We start from the raw sequence: 17,269 nt of genomic DNA, 5'->3' as shown, positions 1-17,269 counted from the left end.
CCTCCCCGGCGTTCGATTGGGCTCTCAATCGCTCGCGTTACCGTTCGTCGCCTCCGTCTCCGATTCTATAGACTCGTCTTCGGCCTCCTCGTCCGAACTCGCCGCTGAATCCGCTTCTTCGCCATCGGCTTCCGCGTCATCTTCGTCAGCGCCGTTTGAAGTCTCTTCTCCGCCGGTGTCCTCGGCCGGCTCGCCGTTTTCGTCTGCCCCGTCGCCACTCCCGTCGTCCTCGTCGGCGTCCTCTTCCTCGGTAGCGTCCGCATCGTCGCTCTCGTCGCCGGTTTCCTCGCCGTCGCCGGACGCCTCGTCGTTCTCGGCGTCCGCTTCGCCACCGCGCTCGCCGGCATCCGCATTCTCGTTGTCCTCGTCGTCTTCCTCTCCGTCAGTCGCCTCTTGGTCGCTCCCGTCGCTGGTCTCGTCCTGATACTCCTCCCACTGCTGGTTGATCTGCTCGCCGCAGCTCCCGTCGGGCTGGGACGCTTCGACGAACGTCTCGCCGCCGTCGCCGGTCACCATCACGTGCTCGATCTCGACGTCGGTGACCGCCCCGTCGACGCGCTCGTTGGCGTCGATCGTCGTCGGTATGCCGTCGTCGGGCTCCAGAATCATCGTGTCGAGGCCGCTCTCGGTGAAGAACCGCGTCGACACTTCCCAAATCTCCCAGTCGTCGTCGCTCGCGTCGCCCTCGACGTCGATCGAGACGGTCGAACAGCCCTCGTACGAGATGGAGATGTCGTCGGCCGTCGCTCCGCCGCCGTCGCTCTCGTTGTCGCCGTTTCCGTCGTCGCTCTCGTTGTCGTTACCGTCACGTCCGTCCTGCCAGTCCTCGTACTGCGCGTCGATTTCGTCGCGACACCCGTCGAAGTCGGGGTTAGTCTGTGCGGCGGCGACGCCACCATCGCCGTCGAGAACCGTCGTCTGTTCGATCGCGACGTCCGTGACGGCGCCGTCGTCGATGCCCGAGACGTTGATAGTCGTCGGAAGCGTCACCTCGTCCTCGTAGTTCTGCGACGTGAGGCCGTCGGCGCCGTAGAACTCCGTGTTGACCTCGACGGCGTACTCACCCTCGCCTTCGATCGTGACGGTCGAACAGTCCTCGTAGGTGACGTTCGAGACTACGGGGTCGGTTCCGTTACTACCGTTCGGCACGGTCTGATCGGGGTAGCTGTGTCTGAGTACGGTTTCCCCGTCTTCCGTCCGCAGGATGATCGTGTCGCCGGTCTGGTTCCAGATGTTGACGTCGGTGTTCCAGTACAGGTCGGACTCGTCGTTCTCTCCCTCGCCCGACCAGATCGTCACCTCCTCGCCGGCGTTGAGCGTGAACTCGTCGGGGAACACGAACGGATCGAGGTTCGTTCCGACCCTGCCCCCGTCCTCGCGGTCCCGCAGGGTCCAATCGGTCATCTCGACGGCGGACTCTCCCGTGTTGTTCAGCGTGACGTACTCCTCGTCGGGATCGTCGCCGACGACGTTTCTCCCGGTCACGTTGAACGAGTAGGTTTGCGTCTCTGGCGGGTCTTCTGGCTCCTCTCCACCGTTATCGCCTGGATCTTCCGGGCCTGTGGTGTCGGCCGGGACGTCTCGTCCGGCGTCATCGCTCCTTTCGTCGCCGGCGTCGGTCTCTGCGGGTTCGTCCGCGCTCGCGTTCGGCGAGAGCGCCCCCGTTCCGGTCCCGACCAGCGCGTCGCCCTCGAACGTTCCGTTGATATGTCCGACCAACCCGTCCTTCGGCTGGACGCCGACGATCGATCCCGAGACGTGGTACGTCGCCGTCTCGTCCGGTCCGAGCGTCCCTTCGACGCGACAGACCTGCTCTGCGCAGTCGACGGTCCCGTTCGCGGCGTCGTCGACGGGTTCGACCGCGCCGAGGACCGTCAGCGAGTAGTTTAGATCGTCCTGGGCGGTGCTGTTCAGCGCGAGTTCGTAGTCGACCGCGTCGTAGTCGACGAGCGGATCGTCGTAGTCGTCGGTGTCGGGCAGCGAGTCGCCATCGCCGCCGTCGTGGGGCGCGAGTATCGATCCAGGAATGATTCCCGCGCCCGCCGTCGATGCGATCACCGCGAGCGCGACGCCGAGCGTCAGGAGCGCGAGGCGCCGCGCCGTGCGGGAGTCCGTACGAGGCATGTGCCACCGTCCCACGCGGGCGTAGAAACGCGAATTTACGAGGTGGCTGCGCGACGCCACGCGGTACTTCTACGTTGGCGTCCGGACAGTCCCGTTTACCGTCGGACGGCGTCCGGATGGCTGTCGGCGAAGTGCCGTTCTATCCCTATCGCGTCTCGAACGTCAGCCGGGGAACTTGCGAACCGTGGGAACGGCGACAAAAGTCCCGATCGCGAGAACGAGTCGTTCCGCGACGCCGTCAGTCGGCGGCTGACGCCTCGATCGACTCCCAGGCCTCGTAGCCGCCGTCCATGCTCGCGACCGAGTCGGCGTCGCCGTACTCCTCGATGAGGCGGGCGGCCTGGATCGACGTCTCGCCGATGTAGCAGTAAACCACGACGTCGTCCGCCCAGTCGCGGTCGACGACGCTCTCTTCGAGTTCTTCGATGGTGACGCTTTCCGCGCCGGGGAGGTGGCCGTCTTCGTACGCGTCCTCGTCCCGGACGTCGACGAGGTCGAACTCCTCGTCGCGCTCGATGCGCTCGCGGACCGCCGCGGGAGATACTTCCTCGACCATTATTGCTTCCGGAGGTAGATGCGGTAGAGTCCGTCGCCGCTGCGCCAGACCCGCGCTTCGGCGTCGTCGCCGACGGCCCGGGGGACGTTCTCGGTGCAGGGGACGTGGTCGGTCTCCTGGACGAGCAGCTCCCCGGCGTCGACCTTCTGGAGGCCCTTCTGCGCCTCGACCTGCGGGTACGGGCAGACCTCGCCCATCATGTCCTGGACGAGGTCGGCCTCCTCCAGGAGCTGTTCGGCTCGTTCGTCGCTCAGTTCGTCCGGTGCGTCCGTGACGTCGTCGATGGATGGCATTGTGATGTTCGTGGTTGCGCGGTGATCGATTAGCGAGCGATTCAGATGGCGCAGCCGACGTCGCGGTAGATCCAGTGGGTCATCACGTACACGCCGGCGACGATGCCGGCCGCCGCGATGAACGAGTGGACCGACAGCTCCGCGATGCCGGAGTAGATGTTGCCGATGTTGCAGCCGGGGGCGAGCCGCGAACCGGCGCCCATGAGGGTGCCGCCGACGACCGCGTTGGGAAGCCGGCGGCGCTTGGGCACCCGCAGCGAGAAGTCGCCGCTCCAGAGCGCGGCGAGCGCCGCGCCGACGATGACGAACGCGATCATCGCCATGTCGACGGTGACGCCCACGCCCTCGCCCCGGAAGAGGATCGATCCCCAGTACTCGTAGGCGCCGGCGTCGACGCCGACCTGCGAGAGGAGGTAGCCGGTCCAGCGGGCCTCGGGCCCGGTGACGCCGACGATCGATACCTGCGTGAACCAGAGCACGGCCACGGCGGTGATGCCCAGCGCCGCGGTCCGGGGATCCCAGGGCCGCTTGCTCGACGCGAGCGGGGTCCGCCACGCCCGAACGAGGCCGCGGGCGTACGCGGCCGTCCCGCGGGTGAACTTCCGCAGGCCGACGACCGGCGCGAGGAGCGCGGTCGGTCGGACGGAGGCGGTCGTCGCTCGCTCGCCGGGGTCGACGTCGCTCGCCTGCCGACCGATCAGCGTCGCGTACGCGAGCAGTCCGAGCGTCGCGACGCCGACGGCGAGCAGCCCCGCCGGCACCGGCGAGACGGCGAACAGGCTGACCCCCTCGCCGAACGTCAGCGGCGCGAAGTAGGCGCTCTGCAGCGTCGGGAACGCGAGGGTGAACGCGACGTAGCCGACGCCCATGAACAGGAGCGTCAGCCAGAACTGCAGGTACCCCTCGCCGGCCCGGTACAGCGTCCCGCTGGCGCAGCCGCCGGCGTAGGTCATCCCGACGCCGAAGACGAACCCGCCGATCAGACCGGTCAGCCCCCAGCGGGGCGTCCAGAACCCTTGATAGTACCCCAGTTGGTAGGCGATGCCCCAGAAGATCATCGTCAGAAGGGTCGCCGCGAGAACGCCCTTCGTCACGCGGGAGTCCTTGTACGCGAAGAAGTCCCGGAAGGCGTTCACGAAGCAGAACCGGCCCTTCTGGAGGAACACCCCCAGGCCGATTCCGACGACCGCTGCGACGAGCAACGTTGGTGCCACGAACGGTACGAAGGGACTCCGCCCCTTAACTCGCAGACCGACTGCCAACCTTGCAACGGCATCGGACATCCCCGGAACGCAGGATATCGGCCATCACGGGCGCCGCAGCGGCAAAATTTAGCCGCTACGTCCGGAACGACGCACGAGAATACGGCAACTTCGTCCGGTTGCTCTGACTCTCCGGAAACCCGAGCGCGTCCGCGCGGACGGAATGTGAATACACCTAGGTATTTCAGTCTCACCGCCAGAGTACACGCCGATGACAGACTACACTTCTCCCGTCCGGCTCGGCGTCGTCGGGCTGGGTTTCATGGGACAGACGCACGCGACGAACGCCGAGGAACTGGGCCACGACGTAGTGGCCGGCGCCGACCTCGTCTCCGAGACGCGCGAGGAGTTCGCCCGGACGTACGGCGCGGCGACCTACGAGGACTTCGACGAGATGTACGAGGCGGAGGATCTCGACGCCGTCGCGGTGGCGACGCCGAACGCGTACCACGAACCCGCCGCCGTCGGCGCGCTGGAGCGGGATTACGACGTGCTCTGCGAGAAGCCGCTGGCTCACACCCTGGAGAGCGCCGAGCGGATCGCCGCGGCCGCCGCCGACTCCGAGGGGTTCTGCGCGGTGAACTTCCACAACCGCTTCTCCCCCGCCACCGAGATGTTCAAGGAGTACCAGGCGGAGGGGAAGTTCGGCGACATGAACCACGTGCGGGCGAACTACGTGCGCAGCCGCGGCATCCCCGGCGTCGGCTCGTGGTTCACCGACGAGTCGCTGTCGGGCGGCGGCGCCGTTGTCGACATCGGCGTCCACGCGATCGACTTCGCACTGTACCTGCTGGAGTACCCGGAGGTCGAGGAAGTGTTTGCGGTCACCCGCTCGCAGTTCGGCGACCGCGACGACTACGTCGATCCCGACGAGTGGTACGACGCGACCGAGGAGGCCGTCTTCGACGTCGAGGACTCCGCGACGGTGATGATCCGCTGTGCAGGAGACCGAACGATCTCGCTGGAGGTCTCCTGGGCCGCAAACGAGCCCGAGTCCCAGGAGGTCCTCGCCCGCGGGACCGAGGCGGGCGCTCGGCTCGATCTCGGCGGCGACGACCTGACGGTGTTCGGCGCCGGCAAGCAGGGCACCGACCACCTCGTCGAGTCGACGATGTCCGGCGGATCGCTCGACCACGCCGGCTGGGAGGGCTCTGCCAAGCAGTTCCTCGACGCGTCCCGGAGCGGCGAACCGCCGGCGCTCAACACGGTCGAGGAGGCCCTGACCGTCCAGCGCGTGATCGACGCCATCTACCGATCCGCGGAGTCGGGCGCCTGCGTCTCGGTCGCCGACGAGTAGCGGCGTCGTATCGACGCCGACGCGGCTTCGGCTCGCACCGACGCCGAAACGCGGTCCGGAGGTTCCGCCGGACGGACGTTTTTGACGCCGGTCGTCCAACGTCCGCTATGGAGTACACCACGCTCGGATCGACCGGAATGGAGGTCAGCCGCATCTGCCTGGGCTGCATGAGCTTCGGGTCGAGCGACTGGCGCGAGTGGGTCCTCGACGAGGAGGAGAGCCGCGAGATCATCGAGCGCGCGATCGACCTCGGGATCAACTTCTTCGACACGGCGAACATGTACTCGGAGGGCGAGTCCGAGCGCGTCCTCGGCGACGTGCTTTCCGACTACGACCGGGATTCGCAGGTCGTCGCGACGAAGGGGTACTTCCAGATGGACGACGACAACCCCAACTCCGGCGGCCTCTCGCGGAAGGCGATCGAGCAGGAGCTGCAGAACAGTCTCGACCGGCTCGGCGTGGACACCGTCGACCTCTACCAGATCCACCGCTGGGACGAGCAGACGCCGATCGAGGAGACGCTCCGGGCACTCGACGACGCGGTTCGTCGAGGCGACGCGCGCTACGTCGGGGCCAGTTCGATGTGGGCGCGCCAGTTCGCCCGCGCGCTCTACGAGAGCGAGCGCGAGGGGCTGGAGCGGTTCGTCACGATGCAGAACCACTACAACCTCGTCTACCGCGAGGAGGAACGCGAGATGCTGCCGCTCTGCGAGGAGGAGGGCGTCGGCGTGATTCCCTGGAGCCCGCTCGCCCGGGGGTACCTCACCCGCCCGCACGAGGAGATCGACGCGACGACGCGCGGCGAGACCGAGGAGTACCTCTACGAGCACCCTTACCGCGAGGGCGGCGGCCCGGAGATCAACGAGCGCGTCGCCGAGCTCGCCGCCGAGAAGGGCGTCACGATGGCCCAGATCGCGCTGGCGTGGCTGCTCCACCAGGAGTGGGTCGACGCGCCGATCGTCGGGACGACGAGCGTCGAGCACCTCGAAGACGCCGTCGAGGCTCTCGAAATATCGCTGTCGAGCAGCGACATGGCGTACCTCGAAGAGCCGTACGAGCCGGTCCGGGTGTCGGGCCACGAGTAGCGGCGCTTCGGCGGGCGCCGCCCTCGTTACGGCCGGTGCGGGTCGCTCTCGGCGCGACGCCGCCACCGCCCGTTTTCCCGTCGGGCGTCGTACGACCGCCCGTGAGCGATTCGGGATCGGCGCCGACGGGCGATCGGAGCGCGACGCGCTGGCTGCTTCTGGAGGGGAACCGCCTCGCGATCGCCGCCGGCGTCGTGGCGTGCGTGACCCTCGCGACGCTCGGGATCCTGTGGACGTTCGGCTACGCGGCCGTCCGCCCGCGGAGCCCGATCAACTTCGTGTACAGTTCGCTGATCACCGGGAACCTGACGCTGCTGACGGTCGTGCTCTCGATCAACCAGCTCGTCCTCTCGCGGGAGCTGGGCGCGCCGGGGACGCTCAGCCAGCGGATCGACGCGACGCTGGAGTACCGCTCCGAGGTCGAGGAGGCCACGGACGCGAGCGTGACGCCGAAGTCGCCGTCGGCGTTCATCCGGCACCTCCACGAGAGCGTCGGCGAGACGGTCGACGCGCTCGCCGGGACGACGGACGAACTCGACGGCGAGCGCCGACAGCGGCTCGAGAGCGTCCTCGACTCGCTGCGCCGCGATGTCCGCACCGTCAACGGCGCGCTCGACGGCGACGACGTCCCGATCTTCGGCGTCGTCGGCGCGACGATCTCGACGAACCACGCCGAGCAGCTCAACGAGATCGCGGCGCTGCGGGCGAACGCCGGCGAGGCGCTGTCCGACGAGCAGCGCGAGTCGCTGGACCGGCTCGAGGACGCGCTGTTCCAGATCGACGTCGCGCGGGACTACTTCAAGACGATCTACGTCCAGAAGGAGCTCGCCTATCTCTCCCGGGTGCTGCTGTACGTCGGCGTCCCGGCGATCGTCTCGGGCGTCCTTTCTTTGCTCGCGTACAACGCGGGCCACGTCGGATCGGTGCCCTCGGAGCTGTACGCGCTCGTCATCGTCGTGACCGTGACGCTGGGGTTCGCGCCGCTCGCGATCCTGTTCGCGTTCGTCCTGCGGCTCGCCTGGGTCGCCCAGCAGACCGCGACGATCGCGCCCTTCTCGCCGGACGCCGACTACCGGCCCTGAAAAATAGCTGCGAAGCGCGGTTCGGACCTCAGGCGCCCATCATCGACCGACAGCTCTCGGCACACTCGCGCAGCACGTCGGCACAGACCTGACAGTGGTGGTGGTCGTGACGCTCGCACTCCTCGGCGCACTCTTCGGCGGCGCCCGCGGTGGCCTCCGTGAGCTGCTCGGTGTAGCCGGACTCGCGTGCCATGAATCGCGCGTGCATGGTCGCGAGGTCGGCGACGTCCCGGCAGAGCCGGATGCACTTCGACATGTCCATGTCCTCGTCGAGGCACTCGTCGGCGCACCACTCGCAGGTCTCTGCGGCCTCGAAGCAGTTTTCGATGCAGTCCCGCTCGGTGTCGTTCAGGTGGTCGATCTCCGATGAAGTGTCTGCAAGTGACATCGCGTGCTACGGTACTACGACACCGCTTTAGTGGATTTTCGTTATCGAGAATAGAAATCCCAGCCGAGCGGTTACGGACCGTTCGATCGATCGGGCGGTCAGTCTAGCGGTTCGCGCTCGACCGGACGTTATCTGTCCGAAACAGACGGAACGGTGGCGCGACTGGACCGGACCCGCTAGGCGAAACTACGGAAAGGCTGGGCCGACTAACGTGGACTGAGAGCATCCATGAGCGTCCTCAGTAACCTCGTCGAGGCGGCGCGGTTCGTCGGCGACATGACCTGGCACACCTGGTGGGCGCTGGTACTCGGATTCACCGTCGCCGGTGCGGTACAGGCGTTCGTCAGCCAGAGCGAGATGAGCGACGTGCTGGGCGAGAGCGGGCTCCGCGAGATCGGGCTCGGAACGTTTTTCGGCTTCCTCTCGTCGAGTTGCTCCTTCGGCGCCGTGGCGACGACGAAGTCGCTGTTCGAGAAAGGGGCCTCGCCCGCGGCCTCGCTGGCGTCGTTCCAGTTCGCCAGCACGAACCTCGTCGTCGAGATCGGGCTCGTGATGTGGATCCTGCTGGGCTGGCAGTTCGTCGTCGCGGACTTCGTCGGCGGCGTCGTCCTGATCCTGCTGCTGGCGGCGACGTTCCAGTATCTCGTTCCGGACGGCTGGTGGTCGGACGCCCGCGAGCACGTTCGGTCGATGGACCAGGGCGGCCACGACCACGGCGACGACGACTGGGCCGAGAACAACGGCTGGCGCGAGAAACTGCTGACGAGTCGGGGCTGGCGGCGGACGTTCCGCAACGCGATCAACGAGTGGAGTATGCTCTGGACGGACATCGTCGCCGGCTTCGCGATCGCCGGGCTGATCAAGGCGTTCGTCCCGTCGTCGTTCTGGCAGCAACTGTTCACGATCGCGCCCGAGGGCACGCTCGCGTGGGTCGTGCTGGGCTGCGTGATCGGCGTCGCGGTCGGCGTCGCGACGTTCATCTGCTCGGTCGCGAACGTCCCCTTCGCCCTGGTGCTCTGGCAGGGCGGCATCCCCTTCGGCGGCGTGATGGCGTTCATCTTCGCGGACCTGATCGTCCCCCACATCGTCAACATGTACCGGAAGTTCTACGGAGCGCGCATGGCGGCCGTGCTGTTCGGTTCGATCTTCTCGCTGGCGGCGCTCTCGGGGGTGCTGATCCACTTCGCGTGGGCGGGCCTCGGGCTGATCCCCTCCCAGGGGCAGGTCGGCGGCACCGCGCCCGAGGGGTACACCCTCGTGCTGAACGTCGTGCTGACGTTCGTGTTCGCAGCGCAGGTGTACGTCACCTTCTTCGAGGACGCCGCCGGGGAGGCGGTCGCGCACGCGAGTTGACGCGGCTATCGGGACTCGGCTCCCGACGCCGTCGGTCGCGATCGCCGCTGTCACGTCGCCGCGGGCTCACGTCCCCTCACCGTTCGACGACCCCTTCGGATGCCCGGCGACGCCCCACGTCGCCGCCGTCACCGCGAGCAGCAGGACCGTCAGCGCGACCGTGAGATACATCGCGATTCGAATGCCCGCCCGCTCGGCGATCCAGCCGACGACCGGCGGCGCCAGCGCGATGCCGAGGTACGTCCCGCCGGTCGTCAGCGCGTTGATCGGGCCGCTGTACTCCGGCTCGGCGTCGACGCCGTAGGACAGGACGGTCGGAAAGAGTCCCGAGAGAAAGAGGCCGGCGACGAACACCACCGCGAACAGCCCGACGCCGGAGACGCCGCCGAACGCGACGACGAGCGCGGGGATCGACAGCCCGGCGAGCACGAGCGCCAGCGGGAGATACCGCACCCGATCGATGAGCCACGTGTTCAGCGCGCGCCCGGGGATGTACGCCAGCAGGTACACCGACAGCAGGGCGCTCGCGAGATCCCGCGCGAGCAGCGTCGAGGCGTAGTACGGCAGCCAGGTGAACACGATCCCCTCGATCCCGCCGATCAGCGTCATCGCGGTCGTCGACCCCAGGACCGCCGGGCGACCGAGCAGGCGCCGGAGTTCGGCGAGCGAGAGCGTCCGCTCGTTGCTCGAACTCGTCGGGAGGTCGAGCCGCCACAGAGCGACCGCCAGCGGGAGGAACCACAGCCCCAGCAGGGCGTAGGTCAGGCGCCAGTCCGCGACCGCGAGAACGCCCGTGACCACCAGCGGGCCGGCGACGGCGCCGACGGCCCACGCCAGCGCGTAGAGGCTAAAGATCCGGCCGCGCCGGGCGGGATACAGGTGACTGAGGATCGGCCGATCGCCGCCGCGGAACGCCCCCGCCGCGGCGCCCTGGCCGACGAGCGCCACCAGAAACAGCGCGTAGATCGGCGCGACGCTCATCGCCAGCAGCGCCACGGTCGTCGCGGCGACGGCGACCACCAGCGTCCGCCGGAGATCGATCCGGCCGGTGACGAAGCCGACGCCGAGGATCGCGATCACGAATCCGAGCGTCCCAGCCGGCGCGACGAGGCCGAGCAGCGCCTCGGAGACGCCGAACGTGGACTGGAAGCTCCGGAGCAACGGCCCCCGCGTCTGCGTGGCGACGGCGTCGCCGACGACGAACAGGAAGATCGTGACCGTCCAGGCCCGGCGCGATTCCATCCGCTACTGGGGTCCGCGCTCGCGCAGTAAAGATGATTGGATGCCGGAAGGTCGTCAGACCCGACGGGTCAGCGCGTCCGCGACGCGGCGTCTGGTCGTCCGGATGCGGTCCAGCAGGAGCGCGCCGTCCGCGAGCGCCGGGTACTCGACCGGCAGCGGCTCGTAGAGGTACGCACAGAGGCTGTGGCCGTCGTCGCGCCAGTTCGCGCCGCTGCCCCCGCGCTGGATCTGCTCCTGTCGTCGTTCGAGGATCGACTGGCACTCGCCCTCGAGCTCGCCGAGCTCCTCCCAGGTCTCGGTCAGCTCGGGGAACGACTGCTGGAGGCGGCGCTGGCTCTCGAACCGACCGATGCGGCGTTCGATCGCCGCGAGATCGTCGGCCGCCGCCGCCAGCGAGTCGTCCTCGGTCGACAGCGTCCGCAGGAACGCCGTTCGCTCCTCCCGCGACGCCGCGGCGCTCTGGAGTAACGCCTGCTTGATCGGCGGCGTCAGCCCCGATCCGCCGTCGATCGCCGCGGCGACGTCGTCGCCGAACTCCGCGCGCACGTGCTTCTCGAACGGTTCGCCGTAGTCGTCGTCGTAGTGGGGAACGGCCATCACGGTTTCCTCGTAGGCGCGTCTGACCGCCCGGAGTTGCGGCTGCGCGTCGGCGGCGTCGGCGTGAGCCAACGTCGTCCCGCCGGTGCGCGCCGCGCCCGTCGTGCCCGCCGCGCCCGTCTGTCCGGTCCCCGCGGACAGTCCGCGGATCCGCCGCTCGAAGCGCTCGAACGCCGACAGTTCGGCCGCGACGCGCGACTGCTCCTCGTCGCACTCCTCGTGCGCCGAGTGCAGGAACGTAAGCGCCAGTACGGCGAGAAACGTCACCGACACGGCCGCTACGAGTACCGCCTGCGATGAGAGTAGATCGGCGGCCGCACAGCCGGCTGACGAACACCCCTGTTGAAACTCCGGCTCCCCAAGCCGGTACACGCCGCCGCTCGTCGCCAGTGCAGAGCCCATGCCAAATTATAGCACGATGCCGCCGTTCATAATCGTTGCGCCGATCGCGGCGTCTGCGTATCCGGTCGGGCAGCTGCCGGCCGCGCAGTGCCGACTCGTCGGGACTACGCCCCCTCTTCGCAGTCGACCAGTTCCAGCCGACCGTCGCCGTGGATCGTCGCCAGAAAGCCGTGATACTCGACGGTCATCGTCACGTCCCGCTCGCCGACCAGCGCGTCCATCGCGTCGGCGTCGACCGCGTCGTACAGCGGCGGCAGGTCGGTCGGTTCGACGTCGCGAGCGTCCGCGATCGCCCGTACCAACGCTGCCGACGGCGGCGTCTCGTCGTCCCACTCTCGTTCGATCGTTCGCTGTGCGTCCCGTCCGTTGTGTGTCTTCCCCGTCATACTAGAAATCGCGGCGTGTGCCGCATTCGTTCACGGTGCCGGCGCCAGTGCCCCCGAACGGCCGGCTACTACACTCTACACTCGGGTTACGGATTAGTCGGTATAGTAGTAGTCAAACTCTGCTCGGGTTGTTACGAAGTGATATCTCCGAGTGTTGCGACGACTGCACTGATCCAGAAGCGGCCGAATGCTGATTTCGGGATTTTCAGTCGTTCTCGAAGCGGAACGGATCGTGCGGCTCGTTCACACTATAATGGTTGTTAACACAACTCTACTGCTGTGCCTCGCCGTCTGTCGAACGGGTCGGTGGGGACCGCCGTTTAACATTCGATCCGTCGAGTAGGACGCATGAACGTCAGTCGCGGGTTCCTGCTCGCGCTCATCGCCGTCGTCGGCGTCGTCTCGCTGCTGATCGTGCTGCCGTACCTCCAGTACGTGTTGCTGGCGCTGTTGCTCGCGTACGTGCTCTACCCGCTCCACAGCCGCCTCGCGGACCGCGTCGGCGGCACGGCGTCGGCGGCGTCGCTGCTCGCGCTCGTGACGCTGGCGGCGCTGCTGCCCTTCGTCGTGGTCCTCCGCGTGATCGCGGCGGACGCCGTCGCGTACGCCGAGGCGCTCCAGACCGGCGGGATCGAGTTCGCGACGATCGAGGCGGCGATCGCGGAGTGGACCGGCGTGCGGGTCGACCTGGCGTCGAGCCTGGGCGGTTCGGGCGAGCAGATCGGCGGCGCGCTCGTCGACGCCGCGGGTAACGTGTTCGGGCTACTGGCCCACGTCCTCGTCGGGCTCGGGCTGACGGTGTTCCTCCTGTACTACCTGCTCAAGGACGGCGACAGGCTGGTCGTCTGGCTACGGGACATCACGCCGCTGCCCCAGCGCGTTCAGGACGACCTGTACGCCGAGGTCGGCGCCGTTACGTGGGCGGTGCTGGCCGGACACGTGTTCATCGCGATCGTCCAGGGCGTCGTCGCAGGGATCGGGCTGTTCGTCGCCGGCGTCCCCAGCGCCGCCTTCTGGACGGCCGTGATGGTCGTGCTCGCGCTGTTGCCCGTCATCGGCGCGTTCATGGTCTGGGGGCCCGCGGCGCTGTGGCTCGCGGCGACCGGCGACGTCGTCGCCGCCGTCGCGCTGGCGATCTTCGGCACGATCGTCGTCGGCGTCACCGACGACTTCCTCCGGCCGATCGTGGTCAACCGCCGGGCCGACGTCAGCCCCGCCGTGATCATCCTCGGCGTCATCGGCGGGCTGTCGGTGTTCGGCTTCATCGGGCTGTTCGTCGGGCCGATCGTGCTGGGGATCCTGAAGGCGGTCCTGGTCGTGTTCGACGACTACTACGATCGGATGAACGAGGGCGTCCCGCCCTGAGCGGCGATCCCGATGGACGCGAGCGGTCCGGCGTCGGCAGCGGGCCTCGCGGCCGGCTACTCTCCGGCGAGCTCGTCCAGCACTTCGTCGGTGTCGCGCTCCTCTGTCTCCTCGAACGCCGACTTCACGAGCAGCCGCCCGCCGATGCTGGCGGGACTGATCACGTCGTCGGCGCCCGCTCGTCGGAGCTTCCGGATGTTCTCGCGATCGGTCGCCGCGGCGACGATCCGCACGTCGGGGCGAAGCTCGCGCGCCGTCAGGATCGTCAGGGCGTCCTCGGCGTCGTTCTCGGTCGCGACGAGCACCGCGCGGGCGTCCTCGATCCGGACGCGGTGCATCGGCTCCTCGTCGCTGGGATCGCCCGTGAACACGTTGTAGCCGCGATCCGAAAGCTCGGCGGCGTGGGTCTGATCGTCCGTGACGACCACGAAGTCGCGGCCGGCGTCGTGCAGTTCCGTGAGGATCGGTTCGGTCAGTTCGCCGTACCCCAGTACGAGGACGTGGTCCTCCAGGAGTTCGAGCTGTGAGTCTGTCATCTTTCCGAGTGCGTGGCTGAGGCGCGCCTCGATCGCCGGCCCGAGCAGGGAACCGAGCGCGACCGCGAAACTGGCCGCGCCGAACACGACGACGCTCATCCCGAACAGCCGCGCCTCCTGGGTGGTCGGGGCGACGTCGCCGTAGCCCACCGTGGTCGCCGTGACGATCGTGAAGTAGAACGCGTCGAGCATCGTGTTGACGCCGTTGAACTCCTCGCGCAGGATGTACGCGCCGACGGTGCCGTACGCCTGGACGCCCGTCAGCGCGATCGCAGCGGCCATCTGGGTCGTCGTCAGCCCGATCGGGCTCGAAAAGCGCCCGCGGTTGAGCGCGACCACGGGGATCGAGAGCAGCGACAGCACGATCAGCGGGAACGACACCTGGCTGGCCTGCAGGACGCCCTGGGCAGCCGTGATGGGAAGCAACACCAGCACCACGTACCACGCCGCCCGGAGTCCCCGGCGGAGTCCCGACACCGCCGCCAGCATCAGAAAGCCCGTCAGCGTCCCCGTGAACCCGGCGAGTCGCTGGGCGTACTCCGGGACGTAGGGGTCGAGCGGCCCGACCGTCGTGACGCCGATGTTCGCGATGCCGGTGAGCACCGACAGCACGGCCACCAGCGTCGTCAGCGTCACCGCGGCGTGGACCCCGACCAGTCGTCGTCCGCGCACCATATCAGCCTCTGTGGATACCCGAATATAAACGGCCGTCGGTCGTAGGCGTCCGCTGAGCGAGGGTGCCAGTGTCGACCCCGCCCCGCGCTCCGGTACTGCTTTCCGTCAGCGCTCCCACTCGCTCCCCAATGGCATCGCTTCCGGTCGAACTGCTGTTCGGGCTGTACGTCGGCCTGCTGACGGGGATCGTCCCGGCGCTGATCTCGGGGTCGCTGGGCTTTCTGTTTCGCTACGTCACCGGCGTCTCGGTCCCCGCGCTTGCTGTGGTCGTGCTCGCGGTGGCGGTCGCGGGGATCAACGGCGGCCTGCTCGGGCTGGTCGACCCCGCGATCTCGCAGTCGCCGCGGCTGCTGGTCGCCGCGCTGGTCGTGATGATGCTGTCGCTGTACGCCCACAGCCAGGGCGACAAGCTGGGCGCGTCGTTCCCGCGGCGGTTCTCGATCGCCAAACTCCGGAAGCAGACGCTCTCGGCGGACGTCGTCGACTTCGTCGGCGGCATCGGCCAGGTGACCGTCCGGCCGACCGGCGAGATCGGCGACGTCGACGGCTACCCGCCGCTGCCGGGCGACCTGCGCGAGGAGCTGCTGGAGGGGAGCTGGCGGTTCCCCGCCGACCTGCCGCTGGCCGAACTGGAGTCCCGCCTCGCTCGCCGCCTGCGCACCGAGTACGATCTGGCGGCGGTCGACGTCGGCATCGACGCTCACGGTCGAGCGACGATCGACGCCGCGCCGCCCTCAGGCGGCCTCTCGCGGCGCGTCCCGCCCGGCAAACGGGCCGTCTCGGTCGCCGCGCTCGTGCCGACGGGCGTCACCCGCGGCGAGCGCGTGGTCGTGGACGCCGGTGCGGACGAGGATCCCGTCGAGGGGACCGTCCTCAGCGCCCGCTCGACGCCAGACGAGTCGGCCGCCGTCGCGCCCGAGAACGAGCCCGTCGCCGACGGCGGGGAGGAACCCGCGGCGGTCCGGCCGGCGGCGCCGACGACGACCGGCGGCGAGGGACGACTCACCGTCGCGGTCCCCGCGGGCGACGCCGAGCGGCTCCTGCGGGTCGACCGGAGCCGCGTGGTGGTGCGACCGCACGACGCGCCCGCTGAGTTCGAGTTGCTCTCGGTGCTGCGGCGCACCGGCAAGTTCGTCGAGTCGATCGGCGTCCGCGCCGACGGGCCGCTCGCGGACGGCCCCCTCGATCCGCGGGCGATCCGGGAGAACCACGGCGTCACCGTGCTGGGCGTCCGCCGGTCGTCGATCGAGGAGGGCGGCGACCGCTGGACGTTCTCGCTCGACGCGGACGCCGCGCTCGACGCGGAAGACGAGCTGTTCGTCGCCGGCCCGCCCGAGGCCGTCGCGCGGTTCCGGGAGGTGATGGCGTGAGCGAGCGCCCCGTCGTCGGCGCCGCCCGCCGTCGTCCGGACGCGCCTGCGCGACCGGGGGTGACGGCGCGATGGTAGCGCCCGTCGTCGAGGCCGGGTTCGTCGCCGCGACGCGGATCGCCGGGCTGGCGACGCTGTCCGGCGGCGTCGCCTTCTCGGCCGCGGTGGCGTACCGCTGGTACGGCCGGACACCGATCCCCGAGGGCCCGGCGGTGCTTCTGGGGCTGAGCAGCGTCGCGCTGTGGCTCAACACGACGGCGACGCTGATCGGCGCCATCGGCGGCAGCGACGCGCTGGTCGAGCCGACGACCGCGCTGTACACCGTCGGCGCGTTCGTCGTCGGCGGGATCGCGGCCGACCTGGGGCGGCGCGCGGGCGACCGGGTCGCGACCGAGTCGGCGACGCTCTCGGCGGGCGTCTCGGGCTCGCTCGACGGCGACGTCTCCCGGCTCGTGCGCAGCCGCGGTCGGGCGATCCGAGTGACGCTGCCCGAGGAGATCGACGACGTCGAGGGGTACGACCCGGTCGACGACGATCGCAAGGCCGACATCGCCGGCACGACGCTGCTGTTCCCCCAGGGGTTGACCGTCGCCGAACTCCGCGAGCGCATCGTCGTCCGTCTCGAAGACGACTACGGCGTCGGCTACATCGACGTCGACGTCTCCGCGGACGGCGCGGTCGACCACCTCGCGCTCGGGCGCCGCCAGGCCGGCCTCGGGCGGACGCTCCCGCCGGGGACGGTCGGCGTCGCCGTTCGGGCCGACCCGGCATTCAGCGCCAGCCCGGGCGACGCCGTCGAGGTCTGGACTTCGGGGGGCGACGCCGAGCGCGTCGCCGCCGCCGAACTGCGCGCGGCGGTCGGCGACGTCGTCACGCTGGTCGTCGACGAGCGCGACGCCGACGCGCTGGCCGAGGACCGACGCTACCGGCTCGTGACGCTCCCGCGAGAACCGCAGGCCGACCGGGAGCTGCTGGCCGGCATCCGCGAGGCCGACGAGGTCGCCGGCGTCGTCACGGTGTCGGAGGGCGGCGACCTCGACGGGACGCTGGTCGGCGACGTGCCCGCGACGGTCGTCGCGGTCGACGGCCCGGACGGGCTCGAAGGGACGCCCCGCCCCGGCCGAGCGCTCCGGGCCGGCGATCGGGTCTACGCGCTCGGTCGGCCCGAACAGCTCCGCCGGATCGGCGCTCGTGCGCCCGACGACGATGCCCGAGCGGCCGACGACGGCGCCGTCGATCGCGCCGACTGAGCGGTCG

16 protein-coding genes are annotated in these 17,269 nt (G+C 69.2%); 7 read left to right on the top strand and 9 right to left on the bottom strand.

Annotation, left to right across the window (positions count from 1 at the left end):
- Positions 1 to 24: 24 nt before the first annotated feature.
- The 4 genes from ABDZ81_RS09900 to ABDZ81_RS09885 all read right to left on the bottom strand — a co-directional run bounded on the left by ABDZ81_RS09900 (position 25) and on the right by ABDZ81_RS09885 (position 4,187).
- The gene (locus ABDZ81_RS09900) at positions 25 to 2,124 is read right to left on the bottom strand and encodes a lamin tail domain-containing protein (protein ID WP_343773805.1); all 2,100 of its coding nucleotides are present in this window, start codon (positions 2,122 to 2,124) and stop codon (positions 25 to 27) included.
- A 238-nt stretch (positions 2,125 to 2,362) separates the two neighbouring features.
- On the bottom strand, positions 2,363 to 2,680 hold the full coding sequence (locus tag ABDZ81_RS09895) for a rhodanese-like domain-containing protein (RefSeq protein WP_343773804.1): 318 nt from the start codon (positions 2,678 to 2,680) through the stop codon (positions 2,363 to 2,365).
- Complete coding sequence (locus ABDZ81_RS09890; RefSeq protein WP_343773803.1) at positions 2,680 to 2,973, bottom strand: sulfurtransferase TusA family protein; 294 nt, start codon at positions 2,971 to 2,973, stop codon at positions 2,680 to 2,682. Before ABDZ81_RS09890 ends, ABDZ81_RS09895 begins: the two co-directional genes overlap by 1 nt.
- Before the next feature lie 41 nt (positions 2,974 to 3,014).
- A complete protein-coding gene (locus tag ABDZ81_RS09885) occupies positions 3,015 to 4,187 on the bottom strand; it encodes a YeeE/YedE family protein (RefSeq protein WP_343773802.1) in 1,173 nt (390 codons plus the stop codon).
- 259 nt (positions 4,188 to 4,446) lie between these two features.
- Between ABDZ81_RS09885 and ABDZ81_RS09880 the strand changes: the two genes are divergently transcribed.
- The 3 genes from ABDZ81_RS09880 to ABDZ81_RS09870 all read left to right on the top strand — a co-directional run bounded on the left by ABDZ81_RS09880 (position 4,447) and on the right by ABDZ81_RS09870 (position 7,699).
- The gene (locus ABDZ81_RS09880; protein WP_343773801.1) at positions 4,447 to 5,532 is read left to right on the top strand and encodes a Gfo/Idh/MocA family protein; all 1,086 of its coding nucleotides are present in this window, start codon (positions 4,447 to 4,449) and stop codon (positions 5,530 to 5,532) included.
- Positions 5,533 to 5,639: 107 nt separating this feature from the next.
- A complete protein-coding gene (locus tag ABDZ81_RS09875) occupies positions 5,640 to 6,617 on the top strand; it encodes an aldo/keto reductase (RefSeq protein ID WP_343773800.1) in 978 nt (325 codons plus the stop codon).
- Between the two features lie 101 nt (positions 6,618 to 6,718).
- Positions 6,719 to 7,699, top strand: coding sequence for a DUF7972 family membrane protein (locus ABDZ81_RS09870; protein ID WP_343773799.1), 981 nt, complete (start codon positions 6,719 to 6,721; stop codon positions 7,697 to 7,699).
- Between the two features lie 28 nt (positions 7,700 to 7,727).
- Here ABDZ81_RS09870 and ABDZ81_RS09865 read toward each other — a convergent pair whose 3' ends face one another.
- On the bottom strand, positions 7,728 to 8,087 hold the full coding sequence (locus tag ABDZ81_RS09865; RefSeq protein ID WP_343773798.1) for a four-helix bundle copper-binding protein: 360 nt from the start codon (positions 8,085 to 8,087) through the stop codon (positions 7,728 to 7,730).
- A gap of 228 nt (positions 8,088 to 8,315) precedes the next feature.
- Here ABDZ81_RS09865 and ABDZ81_RS09860 point away from each other — a divergent pair, with 228 nt between their 5' ends.
- Positions 8,316 to 9,440: a permease gene (locus ABDZ81_RS09860; RefSeq protein ID WP_343773797.1), complete on the top strand. Its 1,125-nt coding sequence runs from the start codon at positions 8,316 to 8,318 to the stop codon at positions 9,438 to 9,440.
- A 66-nt stretch (positions 9,441 to 9,506) separates the two neighbouring features.
- Here ABDZ81_RS09860 and ABDZ81_RS09855 read toward each other — a convergent pair whose 3' ends face one another.
- The 3 genes from ABDZ81_RS09855 to ABDZ81_RS09845 all read right to left on the bottom strand — a co-directional run bounded on the left by ABDZ81_RS09855 (position 9,507) and on the right by ABDZ81_RS09845 (position 12,067).
- On the bottom strand, positions 9,507 to 10,682 hold the full coding sequence (locus ABDZ81_RS09855) for an MFS transporter (RefSeq protein ID WP_343773796.1): 1,176 nt from the start codon (positions 10,680 to 10,682) through the stop codon (positions 9,507 to 9,509).
- Positions 10,683 to 10,736: 54 nt separating this feature from the next.
- Positions 10,737 to 11,681 (bottom strand): DUF7260 family protein, encoded by a 945-nt coding sequence (locus ABDZ81_RS09850; RefSeq protein WP_343773795.1) that lies wholly within the window; start codon positions 11,679 to 11,681, stop codon positions 10,737 to 10,739.
- Between the two features lie 104 nt (positions 11,682 to 11,785).
- Entirely contained in the window at positions 11,786 to 12,067 is a 282-nt protein-coding gene (locus ABDZ81_RS09845) for a HalOD1 output domain-containing protein (RefSeq protein ID WP_343773794.1), read from the bottom strand.
- Between the two features lie 348 nt (positions 12,068 to 12,415).
- On the opposite strand from ABDZ81_RS09845, the gene ABDZ81_RS09840 reads away from it, so the two are divergent.
- Complete coding sequence (locus tag ABDZ81_RS09840) at positions 12,416 to 13,432, top strand: AI-2E family transporter (protein ID WP_343773793.1); 1,017 nt, start codon at positions 12,416 to 12,418, stop codon at positions 13,430 to 13,432.
- Positions 13,433 to 13,488: 56 nt separating this feature from the next.
- On the opposite strand, the gene ABDZ81_RS09835 is transcribed toward ABDZ81_RS09840, so the two are convergent.
- A complete protein-coding gene (locus ABDZ81_RS09835) occupies positions 13,489 to 14,643 on the bottom strand; it encodes an NAD-binding protein (RefSeq protein WP_343773792.1) in 1,155 nt (384 codons plus the stop codon).
- 128 nt (positions 14,644 to 14,771) lie between these two features.
- Here ABDZ81_RS09835 and ABDZ81_RS09830 point away from each other — a divergent pair, with 128 nt between their 5' ends.
- On the top strand, positions 14,772 to 16,013 hold the full coding sequence (locus ABDZ81_RS09830; protein ID WP_343773791.1) for a DUF8167 domain-containing protein: 1,242 nt from the start codon (positions 14,772 to 14,774) through the stop codon (positions 16,011 to 16,013).
- Positions 16,014 to 16,083: 70 nt separating this feature from the next.
- Positions 16,084 to 17,262, top strand: a complete 1,179-nt coding sequence (locus ABDZ81_RS09825; RefSeq protein WP_343773790.1) for a DUF8167 domain-containing protein — start codon at positions 16,084 to 16,086, stop codon at positions 17,260 to 17,262.
- Positions 17,263 to 17,269: the final 7 nt, after the last annotated feature.

The sequence above is a fragment of the Natronoarchaeum mannanilyticum genome (genome assembly GCF_039522665.1).
GTDB lineage: Archaea > Halobacteriota > Halobacteria > Halobacteriales > Natronoarchaeaceae > Natronoarchaeum > Natronoarchaeum mannanilyticum.
Note: the sequence above shows the minus strand (reverse complement) of the source record. Positions and strands in the feature narration are given on the sequence as shown.